19 protein-coding genes and 2 pseudogenes are annotated in these 18,891 nt (G+C 58.4%); 14 read left to right on the forward strand and 7 right to left on the reverse strand.

Features of this window, described 5'->3' with window-relative positions:
• Positions 1-33: 33 nt before the first annotated feature.
• Together ABD884_RS02350 and ABD884_RS02355 are read right to left on the reverse strand one after the other, a co-directional pair.
• Entirely contained in the window at positions 34-1,305 is a 1,272-nt protein-coding gene (locus ABD884_RS02350; RefSeq protein ID WP_345035378.1) for a glycosyltransferase, read from the reverse strand.
• A 129-nt stretch (positions 1,306-1,434) separates the two neighbouring features.
• Positions 1,435-1,695: a hypothetical protein gene (locus ABD884_RS02355; protein WP_345035382.1), complete on the reverse strand. Its 261-nt coding sequence runs from the start codon at positions 1,693-1,695 to the stop codon at positions 1,435-1,437.
• 709 nt (positions 1,696-2,404) lie between these two features.
• On the opposite strand from ABD884_RS02355, the gene ABD884_RS02360 reads away from it, so the two are divergent.
• From ABD884_RS02360 to ABD884_RS02405, 11 genes and pseudogenes are all read left to right on the forward strand, one after another.
• Positions 2,405-3,283, forward strand: a complete 879-nt coding sequence (locus ABD884_RS02360; RefSeq protein ID WP_345035385.1) for a hypothetical protein — start codon at positions 2,405-2,407, stop codon at positions 3,281-3,283.
• Between the two features lie 113 nt (positions 3,284-3,396).
• Complete coding sequence (locus tag ABD884_RS02365) at positions 3,397-4,581, forward strand: hypothetical protein (protein WP_345035389.1); 1,185 nt, start codon at positions 3,397-3,399, stop codon at positions 4,579-4,581.
• Between the two features lie 228 nt (positions 4,582-4,809).
• Positions 4,810-5,754, forward strand: a complete 945-nt coding sequence (locus tag ABD884_RS02370; protein WP_376954590.1) for a glycosyltransferase family 4 protein — start codon at positions 4,810-4,812, stop codon at positions 5,752-5,754.
• A gap of 62 nt (positions 5,755-5,816) precedes the next feature.
• Complete coding sequence (locus ABD884_RS02375) at positions 5,817-6,980, forward strand: glycosyltransferase (protein ID WP_345035399.1); 1,164 nt, start codon at positions 5,817-5,819, stop codon at positions 6,978-6,980.
• A gap of 300 nt (positions 6,981-7,280) precedes the next feature.
• Positions 7,281-7,511: pseudogene (locus tag ABD884_RS26140) on the forward strand (glycosyltransferase); the annotation flags it as partial.
• On the forward strand, positions 7,503-8,114 hold the full coding sequence (locus ABD884_RS02380; protein ID WP_425548307.1) for a glycosyltransferase family 4 protein: 612 nt from the start codon (positions 7,503-7,505) through the stop codon (positions 8,112-8,114). The pseudogene ABD884_RS26140 and the gene ABD884_RS02380, both read left to right, overlap by 9 nt.
• 131 nt (positions 8,115-8,245) lie before the next feature.
• Positions 8,246-9,250 (forward strand): glycosyltransferase family 4 protein, encoded by a 1,005-nt coding sequence (locus ABD884_RS02385; RefSeq protein ID WP_345035407.1) that lies wholly within the window; start codon positions 8,246-8,248, stop codon positions 9,248-9,250.
• A 293-nt stretch (positions 9,251-9,543) separates the two neighbouring features.
• Positions 9,544-9,672 (forward strand): hypothetical protein, encoded by a 129-nt coding sequence (locus tag ABD884_RS02390; protein ID WP_345035412.1) that lies wholly within the window; start codon positions 9,544-9,546, stop codon positions 9,670-9,672.
• Positions 9,669-9,791: a hypothetical protein gene (locus tag ABD884_RS02395; RefSeq protein WP_345035416.1), complete on the forward strand. Its 123-nt coding sequence runs from the start codon at positions 9,669-9,671 to the stop codon at positions 9,789-9,791. Before ABD884_RS02390 ends, ABD884_RS02395 begins: the two co-directional genes overlap by 4 nt.
• Positions 9,775-11,133 (forward strand): IS110 family RNA-guided transposase, encoded by a 1,359-nt coding sequence (locus ABD884_RS02400; RefSeq protein ID WP_345035422.1) that lies wholly within the window; start codon positions 9,775-9,777, stop codon positions 11,131-11,133. The genes ABD884_RS02395 and ABD884_RS02400 overlap by 17 nt, the downstream gene beginning before the upstream one ends.
• Positions 11,134-11,397: 264 nt before the next feature.
• Complete coding sequence (locus ABD884_RS02405; RefSeq protein ID WP_345035427.1) at positions 11,398-11,538, forward strand: hypothetical protein; 141 nt, start codon at positions 11,398-11,400, stop codon at positions 11,536-11,538.
• On the opposite strand, the gene ABD884_RS02410 is transcribed toward ABD884_RS02405, so the two are convergent.
• Entirely contained in the window at positions 11,539-12,528 is a 990-nt protein-coding gene (locus tag ABD884_RS02410; protein WP_345035434.1) for a tyrosine-type recombinase/integrase, read from the reverse strand.
• Between the two features lie 6 nt (positions 12,529-12,534).
• The gene (locus ABD884_RS02415) at positions 12,535-13,038 is read right to left on the reverse strand and encodes a tyrosine-type recombinase/integrase (RefSeq protein ID WP_345035438.1); all 504 of its coding nucleotides are present in this window, start codon (positions 13,036-13,038) and stop codon (positions 12,535-12,537) included.
• Positions 13,039-13,096: 58 nt separating this feature from the next.
• On the opposite strand from ABD884_RS02415, the pseudogene istA reads away from it, so the two are divergent.
• Positions 13,097-13,855 (forward strand): annotated as a pseudogene (gene istA / locus ABD884_RS02420) (IS21 family transposase); the annotation flags it as partial.
• A gap of 81 nt (positions 13,856-13,936) precedes the next feature.
• Here istA and ABD884_RS02425 read toward each other — a convergent pair.
• From ABD884_RS02425 to ABD884_RS02435, 3 genes are read right to left on the reverse strand one after another with little or no spacing between them, the layout of a single operon-like run.
• Positions 13,937-14,956, reverse strand: a complete 1,020-nt coding sequence (locus ABD884_RS02425; protein WP_345035442.1) for a tyrosine-type recombinase/integrase — start codon at positions 14,954-14,956, stop codon at positions 13,937-13,939.
• Positions 14,943-15,917 carry a tyrosine-type recombinase/integrase gene (locus ABD884_RS02430; protein WP_345035449.1) on the reverse strand — a complete coding sequence of 325 codons (975 nt, stop codon included), beginning with the start codon at positions 15,915-15,917 and terminating at the stop codon, positions 14,943-14,945. The genes ABD884_RS02425 and ABD884_RS02430 overlap by 14 nt, the downstream gene beginning before the upstream one ends.
• Complete coding sequence (locus tag ABD884_RS02435) at positions 15,914-17,077, reverse strand: tyrosine-type recombinase/integrase (RefSeq protein ID WP_345035454.1); 1,164 nt, start codon at positions 17,075-17,077, stop codon at positions 15,914-15,916. Before ABD884_RS02435 ends, ABD884_RS02430 begins: the two co-directional genes overlap by 4 nt.
• A 182-nt stretch (positions 17,078-17,259) precedes the next feature.
• Between ABD884_RS02435 and ABD884_RS02440 the strand changes: the two genes are divergently transcribed.
• Complete coding sequence (locus tag ABD884_RS02440) at positions 17,260-18,093, forward strand: Mu transposase domain-containing protein (protein ID WP_345035458.1); 834 nt, start codon at positions 17,260-17,262, stop codon at positions 18,091-18,093.
• Positions 18,053-18,799, forward strand: coding sequence for an ATP-binding protein (locus ABD884_RS02445; RefSeq protein ID WP_345035464.1), 747 nt, complete (start codon positions 18,053-18,055; stop codon positions 18,797-18,799). The genes ABD884_RS02440 and ABD884_RS02445 overlap by 41 nt, the downstream gene beginning before the upstream one ends.
• The last annotated feature ends 92 nt before the right edge of the window (positions 18,800-18,891 follow it).

Below are 18,891 nucleotides of genomic sequence, written 5' to 3' on the forward strand. Positions count from 1 at the left end.
CCCCCATGAATTGCAATAAAAGGAAAGTGTGGCTCAAAGACTGCGCTGCGATGCCAGCCTTGCCAAGAACTCATCATACTGGGCGATCGCGGCGCTTGCGGATAATGTGACTTGCCGGAAGTGCAAACCGTTGCGACCCATTTGACGGCATTTGTCGGGATCCGCCGTGAGCGCCTCTATGGCCGAGAGTAGTTTGTCCGGAGCTCCGGCCGGAACCGTGATGCCGCTCCCTGACGCCTGGATTTCGGAAGCCGTGACGCTGCCTTCATCGGTCGCCGCCACAACTGCTACTCCAGAGTTGAAGTACGAAGTCAATTTGCTTGGGACGGCCATATCCTTGACGCCGGGAAGCTCGTTAACGAGGAGGACGTCGGCCGCTGCCAGTGCGCGCTGAAATTGATCGTCGGGGAGAGTATCGACGAATTCGAGCCTGGCGTCCTGCTTTGCGAGTGCTTCAAGTTTGGGCCGCTGGTTGCCGTTCCCCATAAGAACAAATCGCACACGACTCTCTCTCGTTGCGGCCAAAGCTGCGGCGTCCACGACGTTCTCGAGCCCTTGCTTCTTGCCCATGTTGCCAGCGTGCAGTACAACGACATCCTCGGGAGACCACCCCATCCTTGTACGAAACGCGTGAAGACCTGAAGTGGGTGATGCCGGCAGGTGAGTCCAATTACGAATGACGCGGATCCTCTTCTCGGGAACTCCAAGATACTCCACCATGTACTGCTGGAATCGATCGTGGATGGCGACTACAGCATCGGCCGAGCGGAGGATCAAAGACTCGGTCTTCGACATGAGCACTCCGAGCCGCCGCCCCCCGGCCCCTGTTTCAACGACGCCGCGGCTGTATATGTCTTGGACCCATATGACAACCCGCGGCCGTCGTGGGGACAATCTGGCTCGGAGGATAGCCATGGCAGATGAAAATAGGCCCGGACTGACGACTAGAACGACATCGGGACATTCCCACGACGCGAGGATTGCCCGAAGCCCGAAACTCAGTTCCATATGCATGCGCTGCAAAACTCTTGGCTTTTTTGGGATGAAGTGCCTTAGGCGTTTCACGTTGACGCCACCTAGGACTTCAAGTCGCTTCCATCCGGTGTAGCCCTGCTTGAGCTTCCATTCGGGATAGTGCGGGTAGCCAGTGATGACAGAAATCGAGTGGCCTGCGGCGGCCAGACCGTCCGCTAAACTTGTCGTGTAAGGGGCGTTGCCAGTCGGCTCGGGAGCATAGTTGAGCCCGATGATGGTAATTCTGAGATGCTCATTCACAAGTGTAACAATAGGCGTATCGCGTCGCATCAGCTCATTTTGGGGGGAGTCATGTCCGAATCATCTGGTCGTTCAAGAACCATGCGGGTGATCGATCTGTCCCATGCTCCCGGTGAGCGCGCCGCGTGGGACCGGCCACGGATAATCATCTACCTTTGGTCAATCGCTGAACTGCTCCTTGTCACGAATCCGTGGCAGATCAGTTCTGCCCTGAGGGTACGCGTTCTCCGTTTGTTTGGAGCAAAAATTGGATCCGGCGTTGTCTACCGCCCCCGAACGCGCGTTCGATTTCCTTGGAAACTTGAAATAGGAGATCGAACTTGGATTGGCGAGGGGGTGTGGATTCACAACCAAGACTACGTTCAGGTGGGCTCGGACGTAGTACTGTCTCAGGACGCCTTCATTACAACTGGAAGTCATTCCCATCGAACAGACATGGCGCTCCTGACCAGTCCAACGACAATAGGCAGCGGTACGTGGATAGCAGCTAGAGCCATAGTTCTCGGCGGTACGACCCTAGGCGTTTCGTGCTTGGTTTCGCCCAATTCCGTTGTTGGTCCTCGGACCACATACCGGAATGGTGAGGTTTTAAAAGGAAATCCAGCGAGGGTTGTCGGACAAAGATTTCCGGAGCTACCCGGACTAAACCACGATGTATGAAGTCCGTCCTCGGACGGACAGGCCGAGGTTATTTTCAAATTCCAAAATGGGCCGGCAGAATAAAAATCGGGCCACCCGCGAGCGTATTCGGCGAGCTGCCCGCTTCATATCCTTGGATCTAGCGCTTCAAGCTATCGCGTTCCTTGTGGGGGTAGCAGTAATTCGGGGGCTACCCAAGGAAAATTACGGCCAATATGCGGTGTACGTCGGGATTCTCTTTGCTTCAATCCTTATTTCTGAGTCGGGTCTATCAAATGTGATGCTAGGTTACGCCAGCCAGCACCCAGGCGATTCCACGCGCACGAGTGACTTGAGGAAGTCCGGTCTATATGTTCGGAGGAAAATCGGGCTCGTTTCCACCTCTACAGGTGGCGTGGTTCTAGTTTGGCTGCTGACACTTAATAGACTCGGCGTACCGGAGACACTAGCCGCGCTCTTGGCATATCTTCTGTCGATGCAGGCAGTGTTCGTGCGTTCCAATTCGCAAGTCTTCCTTCGTTTAGAAGGGCGTGCCAACTCCTCTCAGAAAAACCTCCTTATTGCAGCAGGTTTCCGTTTAATTTTGATCGCACTCGTCATGCTGACGATGCCGATTCAAATGAGATTCACGGCAATAGTACTACTAACGGCTGCAACTTACTGGATCGAAGCCTGGCTCATGACGCGAAGTCTGAGGTCGCAGAACGTCGTCGTCGGTTTGCGAAGCAAGCTGCATGTCCGACGGCTAAGTCGGGCGGCGAGACGCCTGGCCCCAATGAATTTCGCCATTGTCGGACGGGAGCAAGCATTCCTGATGGTCATGTCCTTGGCAGGATCTACTGTCGTCCTTGGCGAGATCTCGGCTATGACCCGATTTGCCGTTGCGTTCACCGTCGTAAATTCTTTCGTGCTAAATCTCATTTTACCTAGATTGGCGAGAATGAACGCATCAAGAGCAATCAGGGCCATTCCCATCTATTCGGCAGTATATTTGGCGTTAGCCGTCATGAGCGTAGTTTGCGTCAGTCTATTCTCGCCGATTCTGCTGTGGGTGCTGGGGGATTCATATAAAGGACTCAATCTGGAGTTGACTGTAGTAATGGGTGGATCTGCCGTTTTAAGCTTTTGCAGCGGACTGGGCATGATGGGTCAAAGCCGGCGATGGCTTTCTGGTTCCTGGTTTTTAGTAGCCAGTTCCGCCATTTGGGTCGTCAGCGGTCCCTTGCTCTTTGATTTAAGGACGACAATGGGTGGAGCCCTTTATTTGGCCACCCAATGCCTTCCTGCCTTGATGGCTGAAGTTCTTAGGTTTGCAGCTGGAGCTCGAGAAGTCCGCAGAAGCACTCGGATGGAGCATGAACGCTCATGACTCCATACGAACTATCAAAGTCAGTATCCCCGACCCGTGTAAGAATATTTGGACAGCTTACGACGTCCTCGTTTCTCAGAGTCGTTACCCTCCTGTATGTCCATCTTTGGATCTTGGAAGGACTGTTGAGAAAACTTGTTCCTGCGGCGAATTATTTTTTGTATTTTAGCAGGGACGCTCTCGCCTTAGTGGCCATTGTAGCTTTTGTTCTCCGAAATGGCACGGATAGAAAGCACGGCCCCAAAATACTGTTTGTGCTGGCCCTGGTTCTTTGGACTTGCGTGGCGGCACTGCCCGGTACGGATTCCTTATCCGTTTGGGTGGTTGGAATACGAAGCTATGTCGCCCCTGTTCTGTTCATAGGGCTTTGTTCCCTATTGCCGGAGGCTCGTCAGCTGCGACGAATTCGATCTACCATCGCGATGTATCTTCCAGTCCAAGCCGTCGTGGTTATTGCACAAGTCACATCGCCCGCGGATAGTGTTTGGAATCGTCAAATTTCGGGTGAAGAAGCTCATTTTCTAAATGAAGGCATCGCTCGGGCTTCTGGAACTTTTAGTGCACCAGCCGGTTTGTTTGGTTTCTTCTTAGTTGCGGTCGCCCTTTGTTTGGGATTGCTGCTCGGTGGCGAAAGTAGGGATCGATGGACTTCTTTGCTTGGGATATTCTCCGCAGTGGTGATCGTCACACTCGCCGGGTCGCGGGGAATATTGACGCTCCTTCTAATCCTTGTCTTAAGCATTTTCTTTTGGCTGTTGACAAACGCGACTTTTTCGCGTTTCATTTTAGTAATTTTAATAATGGTCGGGTCGGTATTATTGTTCATATCGATCGTATTGGCACTTCCGCAGGTTGTCGATGCGTTTAACGGCAGACTCCAGGATGCATCACAGAATGAGGACACTCTTGGACGTCTCATTTTTACCGCTTTTGGATTCTTAGGTGGGCTTGGATCCTTTTTTGGCGCTGGCGCTGGACATAATAGTCAAGCCGGTATCGCGGTTGGTGCCGCTGGTCCTTGGATTGAGAATGAAACCATTGGTTGGGTGACGGAGTTGGGTGTCTTTGGCCTACTTTTAGCTTTCCTCCGACTCATTGTTGCTGCACGGATGCTCCTGGTCTCCTTCCTCCAGTCTTCCAAAACGTCGGCAGTCAGGTTTATGTTCGGTATCGCTATTGTTCTTATCCTTGTTCAGGGAACAATTACCCAGAATCCTTCTTCTCAGGGTGCGTTTTCGATTTTAGTGGCATTATACATTTTTGGACGTGACAGCGACGATCGATCATTTGAACGCTAAGTCTGTGGGTGCCGCTATTATCAAGGTGTTTTTGGTTAGATTAGGAGCGAAATGTCGATACTACGTGTGGTAAATATTGGCAGTCGAAGCGGTGCCTATGGTGGCCCATTTGACACCGCCGTTCGCCAGGTGCGACTCGCACTAGACTGTGGCCTCTCAATTCGGCTTTGGTATGGTTGTTTGCCGAACGATGCGCCGTCGATTGATGAGCTGCCGGAAGGAACTACTATGAATGCCCAGGTGCGGCGGTGGGTTCCGCGACTTGGGTTTACTTCGGCGTTCTCTTTCGACGCAATGAAATCTCTTGTTCGTGCGATAAGAAATGTAGATACCGTCCACGTCAGTTATTCGCGTGAGATCCTGCCCATTTTGGCTGCTGTGTCGGCGCTGATGTTACGCAAAAGATTGATTGTTCAACCCCATGGAATGCTCACAAGCCGATCTTCTTTGCTCCACAGAATTGCGGACATCGTTGTGAAGCGCCTGTTTCGGGCATCCGATGTCGTCCTGGCGCTAACCGACATTGAGCGGCAAGATCTTGAGGGCTGGCTAGGGAAAGCCTCGCCTATATCGTGGGTTGTGTTGGGAAACCCAGTGGGCCGACTGCGAGGAGTACAAGCCGTCGTCCGACCGGCTCCCCGCAAGGACGAAGCTCTCTGGGTCGCCCGTCTGCATCCGCGCAAACGCGTCGGTGACTTTGTTTCTGCGGCCGCCATCAGCATCGGGAAGGGGGCAGAGACGCAGTATGCGATAGTTGGACCGGACGGTGGTCAGCGTGATGATGTTATTCAGGCGTGTAGGGCCCATCCGAATCTTGTTTACGAAGGTGCAATATCGCCGGATGACGTGGTTAGGCGTATAGACGCAAGTGGAGTATTTGTTTTAACGTCTCACAAGGAACCATGGGGGAATGTGTTGGCGACTGCACTTAGCTTGGGAGTTCCTGTCGTTGTAACGGAATCCTGCGCTCTTTCAGCAACGATCTCGAAGTATGGTGCCGGCCTCGTAGTTCCTGACGGGGCACCCGCTAGCATGGAATCGTCGATAGCGCATCTACTCGGCGACGATATCGCCTATAGCGCTTGTTCCGAGGCTGGCCTTAGGATGTCGAAGGAATTGTTGTCAGAAGAAGCGCAGAAGGAGAGCTTGGCTTTACTCTATCGAGAACTCTAGGCGTTCTGGACTGTTTCGATGGTTGAACTGTATTCTTGACCAACTTGGGGGGGTAAACGTCGTTGAAGGCGGCCTATGCAACAAATGTTGGGCACTACGATCACGTGCTCTACGCTATGAATAGCATTTTTGATGAAGTCACGCTGGTTCGAAGGCCAGAACCGACGCCTCGCCAAGTTAAGTTCTTGGAAAGTGTTCATGCGCCGAAACGCGTCCTAACGATGCTGAATCGACGAGCGCGAGAACCGATCAAAGTTCCCCACAGTGTAAAACTACTGGGCCTCGGGGACCTAGCTCTAACGGCTGCTGTGCAATCGGGCCGCCGACTCTCACCGGACATGTTTCGGCGTGCTACCGAGTACTCAGCCAAGCGGGTAGCGAAATTTACGGCGGGTGACAACGTGCTGCATTTTCTAGAGGGTCTTGGCCATCAAGCATTGCGCCGCGGCCACTACTTCGCCTCGATTTGCGAACGTCGGGCAATGCACCATGCGGTCTTTGAAGGTGATTTTCCATCCATTGGATCATTTCCGCACATTGCTAGGACTGATCCGATCGGGGAACTGCTGGATTTTGAGTACGAAGCGTCCACTAAGATCCTCGTCTATTCACAGGCAGCTAAGCGATCATTTCTTGAACGAGGTTTCGATGAGGATAAGCTTCTAGTCGCGCCAATTGGAGTTCCCCGCCAACTGCCGGTGACCGCGCTTCCGAGAGATAGCTACAAGATCGCTTTTGTTGGTCGCGGCGACGTCTATAAGGGATTAGATCTAGCAGTCGCTGCGATAGGGAAGCTCGGCAGTCCGTATAAACTGCACGTCGCAGGGCCCATGCGGAACGAGGTTTTAAATTGGTTGAAATTCCAACCGCATGTAGTTTATGAAGGCCTGCTGAACAAAATTCAGCTTAGAGAGTTATATTCGACCTCAGCTATTATGGTCCTACCATCAATTGAAGCCTTTGGGTTGGCTGTGGCCGAGGCGTATCATCATGGTCTGCACGTCCTTTGCATGCCTGAGACGGGAATTTCCGAATATCTACCACAGGACGCATGCACTCTGGTGTCGGGGCGAGATCCTGACTACTGGGCATTTCGAATTCGGGAACTGACTCAAATGGAAGGCGACTTGATGAGCCCAGTTCCAGATGAATCAGTTCGAACTGCTGCGATCTCTTGGGCGGAAGCTACGAAACGCCTGGCGGACGCATACTCACTGTTAATGTGATTTTTCACAGCTGATCCTAGTTGGAGGCCCGATGCCCGTAGCCGGAATCTGGAAGAGTTCATGGTTGCCCTATACCGAGACGTTCATTCGCGACCAGATTCGGGCGATTCCGGATTGGGAGATCGTGAAGGTGGGTTTCTCGAATGTCGAGGGCGGTATCGACCATGCGGACTTCGCCCCATACTCGACTCGAGTGACTGACTTGGTTGTTCGGAGTGTGCTTGGAGTTCATCCGTATTTGAACGCGTACAAAAAGGTACTACAAGACGCTGGGGCAATGCTGCTACACGCACATTTTGGCCCGGGGGTATTGAGGCCTTGCCCTTAAGTCGGGCGGCCGGGCTTCCGCTATTGACAACGTTTCATGGGGCGGATGCCGCACTGAGCAGGTCCCGATCTCCTTGGGCGCGTTCTAGATATCCGCGCAATCTTTCGGAGCTCTTTAGACATTCCGCTAAACTCATTGCCGTTTCTTCTCACATTGCTGACGCACTCCTCAAGAACGGTGCCCCGGCGAAGAAGATAGAAGTCCTCCACACCGGCACAAAGATCATCCCACTTCGGGATTCTGACGATCGGCAAGGCATTGTATTTGTCGGTCGCCTGATTGACATAAAAGGTCCAATGGAACTGTTACGTGCCATGAGTTTGACCGACAAGGAAATTCGTCATTCGACTCCGATTACCATCGTGGGAGATGGACCCCTGCGAGGTGCGCTTGAAACCTTTGCGCGTGATAGGCATCTAACCGTCAAATTTACTGGCAAGGTTGACTCTGGATTAATTCCCGCTTTGCTCAGGTCTCATTCCGTATTCTGCGGACCATCTCTTCCGGCTAAGGATGGGACGCGGGAAGGGTTTGGAATGGTTTTTATTGAAGCAGCTCTCCAGGAATTGGCGTGTGTCGGATATGCCTCAGGCGGAGTGATGGAGGCCGTTGAGCACGGGACGACCGGCCTCTTGGCGCCGGAGGGTGATATTCAAACGCTCAGCGAGTACCTGGTTCGGCTAACTAGGGACGAGGAATTTTCGGCGAATCTTGGACGAAACGGTCGAGTTCGAGCAAAAGCAATGTTTAACTTAGATGTGCAGGCAGAGAATTTGGCTGCCATCTACCAAGAGGTTGCTAACTAGCTTACGGAGTCAAGTTGAAGTGCGTTGCATGAGTAAGTGATTTTCTTTAATTTTGTAAAATGTTGACAAGTTTCTAAGAGTAACTCAATGGCTCGGTTGAGAAGGATGTATTGGTGAGTAGAGTTTTGTTGGTGTCGAACCGGTTTTCCCCCGATTATGGCGGAATTGAGACTATTTCACTCGCCCTTGCAGAGGGCTTCGTGGCCGCGGGCATGCAAGTTGAAGTTATGACCCATTCGGACGGCGGTCCTAACCCCTTTAGCAAGTACCAGGTAACCCGTCGTCCAGGGTTGTTGCGCACCTGGCGGTCATATGTCGAGGCCGACGTGGTATTTCATAATAATATCTGCCTTAGATTCCTCTGGCCCGCACTATTTGTGCGCAGGCCGCTAGTCTTCGCCGTGCATAATTGGTTAGTCGACGGAAGCGGCCGCATTGGTATTCGGGAAAGAATCAAGCGTCGAATCATAGGTTTCTGCAGGTCGATAACAGTCAGTCGTGCGGTTCGAGATTCTTTACCATTCGAAAGTACATTGGTTTACAACTCCTATAATTCGGAGGCATTTCATTCCAATGGCGCTGAAGAGCGTTCTCGTAATTCTATTGCCTTTGTAGGGAGGCTGGTGTCCGGAAAGGGATGCGCGGTGTTGATCGATGCCCTCGCGCAGCTTAGAAACAGAGGTCACGAATTCCAATGTTCAATTGTCGGAGATGGTCAGGAAAGAGTCGCCTTGGCGGAGGCGGTGGAATCCTATGGCCTTCAAGGCAGTGTGTTGTTCACCGGGGCGTTAACTGCTGAGGCGATCGGAGCCAAGCTTCGCGAAACGGAAGTCCTGGCGGTGCCTTCTCACTGCCGTGAGTCTTTCGGTATCGTTGCACTAGAGGGAATCGCCAGTGGATGTTTTGTAATTGCGAGTGACGATGGGGGCCTGCCTGAGGCCGTAGGAGAGTGCGGAAAGGTTGTCCCGCAGCGCGCCGCCGACCAGTTGGCTGATGCGATCGCAGCTGCGTGGCACTCCAAGTCTTGGGCCACCGATCGTTTTCGTTCTGCGCGAGCAGTTCATCTCAGAGGGTTCTCTGAGCGTTCCATGATCGATGGATATCTGGAAGTCATCTCCACTGCTTTGAAGGGTTAGATGTCTCCCCACGGTTTCCGGGCCTGACTTGGCTCATTTTACCGACTCTCCGCATTAGGCATGGTTGGTTTGTTCGAGGCTCTTCACGGTTTGTGGGCTTGTATCCCTTAAGTGGCTTGTATCCCTTAAGTACCCCCTGTTGAGGTGTGGTGGTCGTCGTTTACGGTGGCCTTGGGAGGGGCCGGGGTGGTGCCGGTTTTCGGCTGGGTGTCATGGCCCGTGAAAGAGATCGTTGCCCCCGGCCTGTCTTCCAAGCAGACCCGATTGAGGGAATTGGTGAAGGAGGGGAGGCGGTGCGCAGCACCGGCGTTCCTCCGTCAGCACCGGATAACTCACAAGCGCGGGAGGCCGTATCCGAGGGCATCCTCAACAGTTGCGGGCGTGTGCGGGAGATCGCCCCAGGCGCTGGAATGGGCGCATGACGGTTCTCCCGAGGTGGGATGCCCGCCTGGTGGCCTTGGCTGGTGGACCGGCAACGACGGGTTGTCTCATCGCACGTATTCGATGCGAGAAGGAGAACCATCATGCAGGATCAGGATAAACCCGCCGTCCTTGTGCGGGCAGTGGCCGGTATCGACGCCGCGATCACGGCACGGCACCACATCGCATTACGCGAATTTTTCGATGACGGAACCGAGCATCTGAGCCGTTTCACGGTCGACCCGACCCTGGCAGGTCTGGAGCGCCTTTCGCAGCGGCTGGCCGCTGTTCCGGCACCGGTGACCGCGATCGTGGAACCGACGTCCATGACCTGGCTGGCGTTGACCCTCGCGGTCGAACGTGCCGGCGGTCAGATGGAAATGATCGGGGCCCGCCATTCCTCGCGGCTGCGCGGAGCCATCATGGGCAAGAACAAATCCGACGTCATTGACTCCGAGGTGCTGACCCATGCCGGGGAAATTTTCGACCCGCCCCGCCTGGTTCTGGCAGCCCCAGGACAGCTGGCACTGCGCCGGGCCGTGGTCCGCCGGGCGGGAGCTGTCATTGACGGCAACCGGTACTGGCGGCGGCTGCTGTCCCTGGCCCGGTGGGCCTTTCCGGACGTCTGGGCCGCGTTCGCGGGATCCGAGTCAACAGCCTTGGCCGTGCTGGGGCGCTGGCCCGACCTGCGCTCCCTGGCGTCGGCGCGCGCGGCCACCCTGACGGCCGTGGTCGCCGAACACACCCGTGACGTCGCCGACACCCCCGCCCGCGCCACCGCCATCAAAACCGCAGCCCGGCAATGGGCGGATTTCTGGGAAGGACACCTGGACCTGGACGCACTGGCGGTGGATGTCACCGAGCACCTGACGGACCTGCACGAGTCCCGGGTCCGGGTGGAGCGGTTCACCTCCCACGCCCGCCAGTGGTGGGAACGGCTTTACGGTGATGACCCGCTGATCCTGTCCCTTCCAGGTATCGGCCCGGCCACGGGTGCCTGCATCCGCGCCTATTTCGGCGACGGCTCCGCCTTCGACAGCGCCAAGAAAGCGGCCAACTACGTCGGCATCACTCCTTCGAACTGGTCATCGGGGACCATGCACCAGGCCCGCCGGGCCATCGACAAGGAAGGCCCCGCACCGCTGCGTCTTGCGTTCTATCAGGCCGCCAGCGTCGCCCGGACCATGGATCCCCAGCTGGCGGCGTTCTATTACCGCCTCATGACCGAACACGGACACTGCCACACCCAGGCCACCATCGCGGTGGCCAGAAAACTGGCCGAAAGGACCTGGAAGACCCTCACCACGGGGCAGATGTATGAGCTCCGCGACCTCGAGGGGCGGCCCCTGACCAAACGGGCGGCGAAGGAACTCATCGCTTCCCGGTACACCGTGACGCCCAAGCAACGCACCCAGTCACGGTCCCACACCCTCACGGCCAAACGAGAACGCCTGACCCGATAACAACGTCCCTGCACCGTCGCTGACCAGGCGCGCCCCGCACGCTTGCCCCTTCACCAGCCGCGTCACGGCCGCATCGACAGGCGACGTCCAGACAAACCGCACCGCGAAACAACGGTGACGGGGCACTCACCATGCCCGTCGTCCACGGCTAAAAAACGCTTGACAAGCGTTAGGGAATCTCTTCGCATTTAGGCATGGTTGGTCTGTTTGATCCGGTAGGGGCGGTGGCCGCCGGCGGCGAGTAGGCATCTGAGTCTGTAGTTGGTGAAGTTGCGGAAGCCGCGGGCTATTCTGGGGGTGGTTTCGATGACGCCGTTGATCGCTTATGCCGAGGTCTGGGTTATGCTGACTACGCGGATGCCCGCCTTGCCTCGTGCCGGTTGCTTCGTGGTCTTGTCGGCATAATCAGAGGGCTTCAAGCCATGTGAGGATCCCCGGGTCTGGTGTGTAGGTGCCGGGAAGGACTTCGGGTGGCCTGGTCTTTTCCAGCGCGGCCTTCTTCGTTGCCATGTCGGCATGGAGATAGACGTCGGTTGTGGAGGTTTGCTCGTGGCCGAGCCATAGGGCGATGACGGTGATGTCGACGCCGGCGTGTAGGAGGTTCATGGCGGTGGTGTGCCTGAGGGTGTGCATCGTGACGTGCTTGGCGCCGATTGACGGACAGGACTCGGCGGCAGTGCGGACATGGATTGCGAGCCAGCGTTCGATGGCGTCACGTGAGAGCTCGTTGCCGTGCGGGCCTGGGAACAACGCACTACCGGGCCGGCAGTTGCGTTCGGTGAGGTAGACGCGCATCTGGTCTCGGGTCTTGGCGCTGATTGGGGTGGCCCGGTGCTTGCGTCCCTTCCCCTGGCATTCAACATATGGGCTGGTGCCAGTGTGGATGCTGGTGTTGGCCAGACCGATGAGTTCGCTGATGCGCAGTCCTGTGTTGATGACGAGAGCGAGCATCATCTGGTCGCGCCTGCCGGTCCAGGTCCCGGTATCTGGGGCTGCGAGCAATGCCTCGGTTTCGTCCTCGTTCAAGTAACTGATCAGGGGTTTTGCGGTCTTGGCCGGTGGGATCGTGAGGATGCGGCGAATAGTCTCGGCGTGTTCTGGATGGTCGGGCAGAATATGTGCGACGAGGACCCGGAACGCGATGAGTCGGGCATTGCGGGTCGCCGCCGAGTTGGCCCGCTCGTTGACGAGGTGGTCCAGGAAAGCCGTCACCTCATCGCGGTCGATGTCTTCGAGTCGGATCCGGTCTGCGCTGGTTGCCGTGGTGGCGCAGACGTGCTTGATCAGCAGCCGCCACGTATCCCGGTAGGAGGCGATCGTGTTGTCGGAGAGGTTGCGCTGGGCGTGGACATAATCGGTGAAGAACGACTGCAGTGCGGTAGCGAGATAGGCCATGATGATTCACTCCATCGTGATGTTGGTGCTCAGGCGGTTGGCAGCGAGTGCAAGGAGTTCCGGGACGGCTTGGATGTACCAGTAGGTGTGGGACGGGTCAGAGTGGCCGAGCCACGTTGCCAGCAGGCTTAGCCTGGCTGCGGGGTTGCCGTCATCGGTGGTGTAAGCCTGGATCATCTGCCGGGTAGCGAAAGTGTGGCGTAGGTCGTGCAGGCACGGTGTCGCGCCCTCCCACGTGAAGTTTGCCGCCGCGCGGATTCGCTGGAAATGATCCTCCACGGTTTCCCGCTGGTAGACGGTGCCTCTGGTATTGATGAAGAGGGGCCCATCAGGGGGCGGGCTCACGGTCTGGCGATAAGGACCGGATTCGTATTTGGCCAGCGCATCCACCGTGGTGGGGTGAAGTGAATATTCGCGCTGTTGGGGTCCATCTTTCGTGTGTTTGGGGGCCAGTGGGCAGAGCTCGCAGTAGCGGCCTTGGGTGCCGGTAGTGGCGTGCTTGGGGGCCACCAAGTTTAGGCTCCTTCCGTCGTGTGTATAGGGCGCACGGCGGAAGGAGTAATCATCAATGGTACGGAAGATCAGAGCGAAGCTCGTGTTGCAGTTGCGCGCCGAAGGCCTGTCAGGCCGGGCGATCGCGGCATCGCAGGGAATGTCGCGGAAGAGCATCACGGCGGTGCTGGAGGCTGCCGATGCGGCCGGTATGGTTTGGGACGACATCGCCGACAGCTCGGATCGCGAGGTGTATGTCCGGTTGTTCCCGGGGCGCGGTGAGCATCAAAGCGTGTTCGCGCAGCCGGACTGGGACCAGGTCCACCGGGAGATGGCCCGGGTCGGGGTGACGCTGAAGCTGCTGCATGGCGAGTACGCCGATTCATGTGCCGCTGCCGGTGAGCCGATGATGGGCTATGACCGGTTCTGCAGGACCTACCAGCGGCATGTGTTGGTAACGGGGGCGGCATCCCGGGTCGGGCACAAGGCCGGGCAGACGGTGGAGGTCGACTGGTCGGGGCCGACGATGCAGGTGGCCGATCCGGTCACGGGCAAGGCCAGGACCGTGTATCTGTTCGTGGCATGCCTGCCTTTCAGCCGGTATGCGTTCGTCGAACCCGCCCTGGACATGAAGCAGGACACTTGGTTGCGGGCTCACGTGGCGATGTTCGAGGCGTTCACCGGTTCGGTGCCGCGGATCGTGCCGGACAATCTGAAGACCGGGGTCATCAAGCATCCCCGCGAGGGCGAGGTCGTGCTCAACGACGCTTACCGCGAGATGGCGGCGCACTATTCAGCGGCGGTGCTGCCCGGACGTGTCAGAGCACCGAAGGACTATCCCGAGGATTCCGTTATCCCGAGTTGTTGTCGCGGCGTGCCTGTGGAAGCGGCCTTGGGGCGGCATTCCTCGGGATAACTATTTGAGTCCGGCGAGTCGGAGGATGAGATCGTCGTTTCCTTTCCAGATGGGGGCGAGGTCGGGTGTGGTGCTGGCTGCTTTCTGGATTGCCTCGCGGACCATCTGGTTATCTGCCGATGCGTAGATGCTGGTGGTGGCAATGTTGGCGTGACCGAGGAATTCTTTGATGTGGGGCAGGGGCACGCCAGCGCGCAGCATCTGCATGGCACGGGCGTGCCGAAGCTGGTGGGCGTGGATCCGCTCGGGAATCTCCGGACAATGCTCTCGTGCGGCCGTGGCGTGCTTGTTCAGCAGGTAGGTGATGTTGTCCTGGCTCATCGGATGGTGTTGGCCCGCCCGGTTTGTGTAGAAGAAGGGTGCGTGCGGTTCGGGCGTGCCGGGGTGGAACACGTTCAGGTATTGGTTGAGGTGGCGCCCGGTCTTGTCCATGATGGGGATCGTTCTGGTCTTCTGGCCTTTGCCCGTGAGCGTCACGCGCCCGCGGCCGGGGGTGGTGTCGATGGCTGCCGGCGTCAGGTCGAGGATTTCCTGGATTCGGGCGGCGGCATCGAAGACGAGCAGGATGATGGTGGTGTCCCTGAGTCCATGGCTGGTGTGTTGTCCTGGTGCTCGGATCAGCGCCTCGACGGCGGGCATGGTCAGCGCGTCGGGTGCATGGGCCGGTGCACGGGCTGGCCGGGCTTGTTTGACGTCCAGCCAGATCGCGACGAGCGACGGGTCCTCTGCGGCGCAGTAGGAGAGGAAGGACTTGATCGCGGCCAGCCGCTGGTTGGCTGATGAGGGCGCCAGGTTCTTGGTTTCGAGCAGCCAGGTGGTGAACCCTGTGATGGTGGCGTGGTTGATGGCGCCGAAGGTGATCTCGGCCAGATCCAGGTGCCGTGTTTCGCGAAGATAAGCGAGCAGCGTGTTCAGCGCGGTCTTGTAGGAGCGGATGGTGTGCTGGCTGAGCCTGCGTGCTCGGGGAAGGTGGATGGTCAGCCAGGTGCGGACGAGGCGGAAGAAGTCATCGGATTTCATGAGATGCCTCCGGGAGAATAGCTTCGAGGCCGGTGTTGGCGAGCCTCCGCAGGTCGGGATGGAAATCGGCTGCAAGGTGAAAGTAGTACCAGGTGTCCTCAGGGTTGCTGTGCCCAAGATGCAGACTCAGATAGGCCACCAGCGCTTCCGGGTCACGGCCGGCGCGCACCCACCTGTTGATGCTCTCGATCACGTGGGCGTGGCGAAGGTCGTAAGGGCGCGGCGGTGAGCCGGGGCTGGCCACGACTGCCGGGCCGGCGGTGGTCAAGAGCTCGTGAAACCAGTAGTCGATGCTTGATGCGTTATAGAAGCTGCCCGATCGGTTGGGGAAGAACGGCATCCGGTCTGGGTGGTATGCGCTGATTGCAACGTCATAACTGCGGCAGTAATCATGCAGGTCGGGCGACATGAACACGAGCCGGTCTTTGTGCCCTTTGGACTCACGAATGCTGACCGCACCCCGTGCCAGATCAACATCATTTCGATACAGCCGCCTGGCCTCGCCCGGCCGCAGGCCCAGGCAGTAGATCATCCGGAAGATCACCGGGATGATCAGATGCCGCTGCCCGCCGTACCCCGCGGCCCGAGTGGAATCGGCCGCGTCAAAGATCGCCCGCAGCTGCTCGTGCGAGAAGATGTGTGGGCGGTAACGGACCTGTTTTCCTGGAATCCCCGAGGGGATGACATACGCGGTGACACCGAGACCGCTCATGTGCTTGGCGAGCTGCCTAACCGGGGTGATCCGTCGCATTTGTCCGTTGACGTGCTCACTGGGGCGGCCGACGGTCCATGCCGTCGCCATGTCGCGGGTCAGTGTGGACTGCCCGGGAAATTCTTGGGCCCACATCGCGTCGAAATGGCGCAGGTGCCGCTCGGACTCCTCGTAGGGCAGTCCGAGCGCGTGCTTGAGCTCCAGCAGAGCCTGGATATGCGGGGCCAGGCTGCTGGCGAAACCGTTCATGGCCGTGCCGTCCTCGGCTCAATGCCGGTGAAATCGAGGCAGCATTCCCGCATGTGCTTTTCATCGGCGGCAAGATAGTGCTTTGCCGAGTCGATTCCGCGGTGGCCGAGGGCGCCGGAGATTACCGGCAGCGGCGTGCTGCGGGCAAACGCCTGCGAGGCCACGTGGTGCAAGCTGTGCGACGGTGACAGGGCAACGTACGGGGCGTGGGCTCGAAGGAACACGTGATCGTCGGCAGCACCGGCGGGCCTGCCGTGGAGAAGATAGTCAGCGATCGCCTCCCCGACATCGGCCAGCAGCGGCAACGTCAGCACAGTCCCCGTCTTGTGCTGGGTGAGTGCGATCTGTCCCTGTTTCCAGTCGATGTCGCTCAAACGCAAGCCCACCATGTCAACAGGGCGCAGGCCTGTTCTGGCCGCCAGCAGCAGCAATGCCCGGTTCCGGCGGCCCGCAGGTTTGGACACGTCCGGCGAGTTCGTGAGTCCCTCAATACGGTCGGGCGGGAGCACGACCGCGGAATTGACACGCCTCGAGAACCGCGTCGGGACCGCCCGTGATAGCCCTGCGCCATAGCCGGAGTCCTCGAGAAAGCGGCACAACACCCGCACCGCCGTCACTGCAGTCCTCATGCTCCCGGGTTGGTAATGTCCGCCGAGAAAGGCCACTGCCGCCGACACATCCGCACGAGACAGTGCCCGAACGTCACTCACACCTCGTTCAGGCAGCCACGCCAGCACCGTGCGGGAGACCGTGGCATACAAATTCTTGGTAGCCAACGCCAGCCCTTCATTGCCAAGCCAGGCCTCGAATTGCTCTTGAACCGGCCTGAACGCCGCACTGAGTGCATCATTCGGATGAATCCGGCGCGACAGTCCCCACTGGTACGTACCTGTCCTCGCCACCTCAGACAACACCAGGACCGATTTACGCAGCAACTTGCGCTTCCACTCCTTGATCCCGCCCTCCCGGTGCTCTGCAGCCACGGCCTGCAGATACAAGGCAACGACGTCATCCATGAACTCGTCAACGCCCTCCCGGGAACAGAACTTCTCGAACTGGGACCACGCCCACCGATACTGCATGTCCGTCGATGGCGCATGCCCGAGCCCACTGATTGCAGCATCCGCCTGCACGATCAGCCCAGCGATAGAAACATTCATTTCTTGCTCACCTCCAAGTGAAAATCAACAGAGATGAGCCAACGAAAACACGCGATGGTTATCCCGAGGAATACCGCCCCAAGGCCGCTTCCACAGGCACGCCGCGACAACAACTCGGGATAACAGAATCCTCGGGATATTCCTTCTAATCCCGAATTCGGGATTACAAGGATAAGGCCAGCGTGGAAAACACGGTCGCCCACGTGGCTACCTGGATCATCGCCGGGCTGCGTCAGCGGCAATTTACCTCGTTGCCGGAGCTCCGGGCCGCCATCATCGAGCGGGTGGCGGCCTACAATGCGGAGCCGTTCCAGAAGCGGCCCGGGTCCAGGGCCAGCGTGTTCGCAGCCGAGGAGCAGCCGTTGCTGACGGGGTTGCCGGCGGCGGCCTACGAGATCAGCACGTGGGTCTACGGGCGCCGGGTAGCCCGGAACGGGCACGTGGTCTGGGAGAGGAACTACTATTCGGCGCCCTTTGCCAATACCGGCACCAAGGTGGACCTGCGGATCACCGATCGGGTGATTCAGGCCTACCGGGGCACCGAACGGCTGACCAGCCACCTGCTGCTGCCCGAGGGCGCGGCCAACGAGTACCGCACCAACGACGCCGACCTGCCCGCCGGCGAGAAGTACCGGCAATGGGACCCGCCCCGGGTGCGGGAGTGGGCCGGACGGATCGGCCCGGCAGCGGTGACCGTGGTCAACCGGATCTTCGAGTCCGTCCCGGTCGACGAGCAGGGTCTGGACGCGGCACTGGCCGTGGTGCGCGGCTCTCCCGGCGCTACTCGGCCGAACGCCTCGAGGAAGCCTGCCGGCTTGCGTTGGCAGGGCGTGTGCGGTCCCCGCGGTATGCGCATCTGCAGCCGATCCTGGCCACAGAGCAGGACAAAGCCGCCGGACTCAGGCCACCACGGGATGAACCGGCCGAACACGGCGGATACGTCCGCGACGCCGAATACTACGCAGGTGGTGCCAAGTGAGCGGGATCGATATCGAAACCAAACGCAAGCTCCGTGAGATGGGTGCCGCCCCGATGCTGGAGGCGCTCGAGGCCCAGGACGAGACGCTCGTGCTCGGCATGGCCTTCGAGGAACGGCTCCGGTTGGTCGTCGACGAGGCCCACTCCGGGTTCAACCACGCCAAGGTTGAGGGACTGATCCGGCGGGCCGGGCTACGCTACCCCGGCGCGGATCTGCGCCGGCTCGACCTCGTGGACGAGCGGGGTCTGGACCGGAACGTGATCGCCCAGCTCGGCACCTGTTCGTTCATCGAACGGCAGCAGAACGTCGTGTTTCAAGGATTCACCGGATCCGGGAAGTCCTACCTGGGGTGCGCCCTGGCGAAGCAGGCCTGCCAGCACCGGATCCGGGCCCACTACGTCCGCATGCCCGACCTCGAGGAAGCCTGGGCGCTGGCGAAGGACAAGCCACAGGGACAAACCAAATTCCTGAACAAGTACGCGGCCTTCACCCTGCTCGTGATCGACGAATGGCTTCTCGACCACCCCGACGAGGGCATGCGCAGCATGCTGCTGGAACTGCTGGAGCGCCGGTACGACACAGCATCAACCGTGTTCTGCACCCAATACGCCAAGAAAGACTGGCACCAGCGGCTCGGCTCCGGGGTCCACGCAGATGCGATCATGGACCGCAGCGTGCACAACACCATCTGGGTCGATACCGGCAACCACAACATGCGCCAACACGCCACCATGAAGCAGTAAGAAAACGTCGGTGGGGACCCGTGGCCCCCACAACCTCGGCCACTGGCCCCCACCGGCAATATCAATGGCCCCGAAAGGCAATATCGAGTGGC

This window comes from Arthrobacter methylotrophus, from assembly GCF_039539965.1.
GTDB classification, from domain to species: domain Bacteria; phylum Actinomycetota; class Actinomycetes; order Actinomycetales; family Micrococcaceae; genus Arthrobacter; species Arthrobacter methylotrophus.

Excerpts from the sequence above, each read along its gene's own strand:
- ABD884_RS02350 (WP_345035378.1), bottom strand. The coding sequence starts at position 1,305 with ATGCGACGCGATACGCCTATTGTTACACTTGTGAATGAGCATCTCAGA.
- ABD884_RS02355 (WP_345035382.1), bottom strand. The coding sequence starts at position 1,695 with ATGACTTCCAGTTGTAATGAAGGCGTCCTGAGACAGTACTACGTCCGA.
- ABD884_RS02370 (WP_376954590.1), top strand. The coding sequence starts at position 4,810 with ATGAATGCCCAGGTGCGGCGGTGGGTTCCGCGACTTGGGTTTACTTCG.
- ABD884_RS02395 (WP_345035416.1), top strand. The coding sequence starts at position 9,669 with ATGACGGTTCTCCCGAGGTGGGATGCCCGCCTGGTGGCCTTGGCTGGT.
- ABD884_RS02400 (WP_345035422.1), top strand. The coding sequence starts at position 9,775 with ATGCAGGATCAGGATAAACCCGCCGTCCTTGTGCGGGCAGTGGCCGGT.
- ABD884_RS02410 (WP_345035434.1), bottom strand. The coding sequence starts at position 12,528 with ATGGCCTATCTCGCTACCGCACTGCAGTCGTTCTTCACCGATTATGTC.
- ABD884_RS02425 (WP_345035442.1), bottom strand. The coding sequence starts at position 14,956 with ATGAAATCCGATGACTTCTTCCGCCTCGTCCGCACCTGGCTGACCATC.
- ABD884_RS02430 (WP_345035449.1), bottom strand. The coding sequence starts at position 15,917 with ATGAACGGTTTCGCCAGCAGCCTGGCCCCGCATATCCAGGCTCTGCTG.
- ABD884_RS02435 (WP_345035454.1), bottom strand. The coding sequence starts at position 17,077 with ATGAATGTTTCTATCGCTGGGCTGATCGTGCAGGCGGATGCTGCAATC.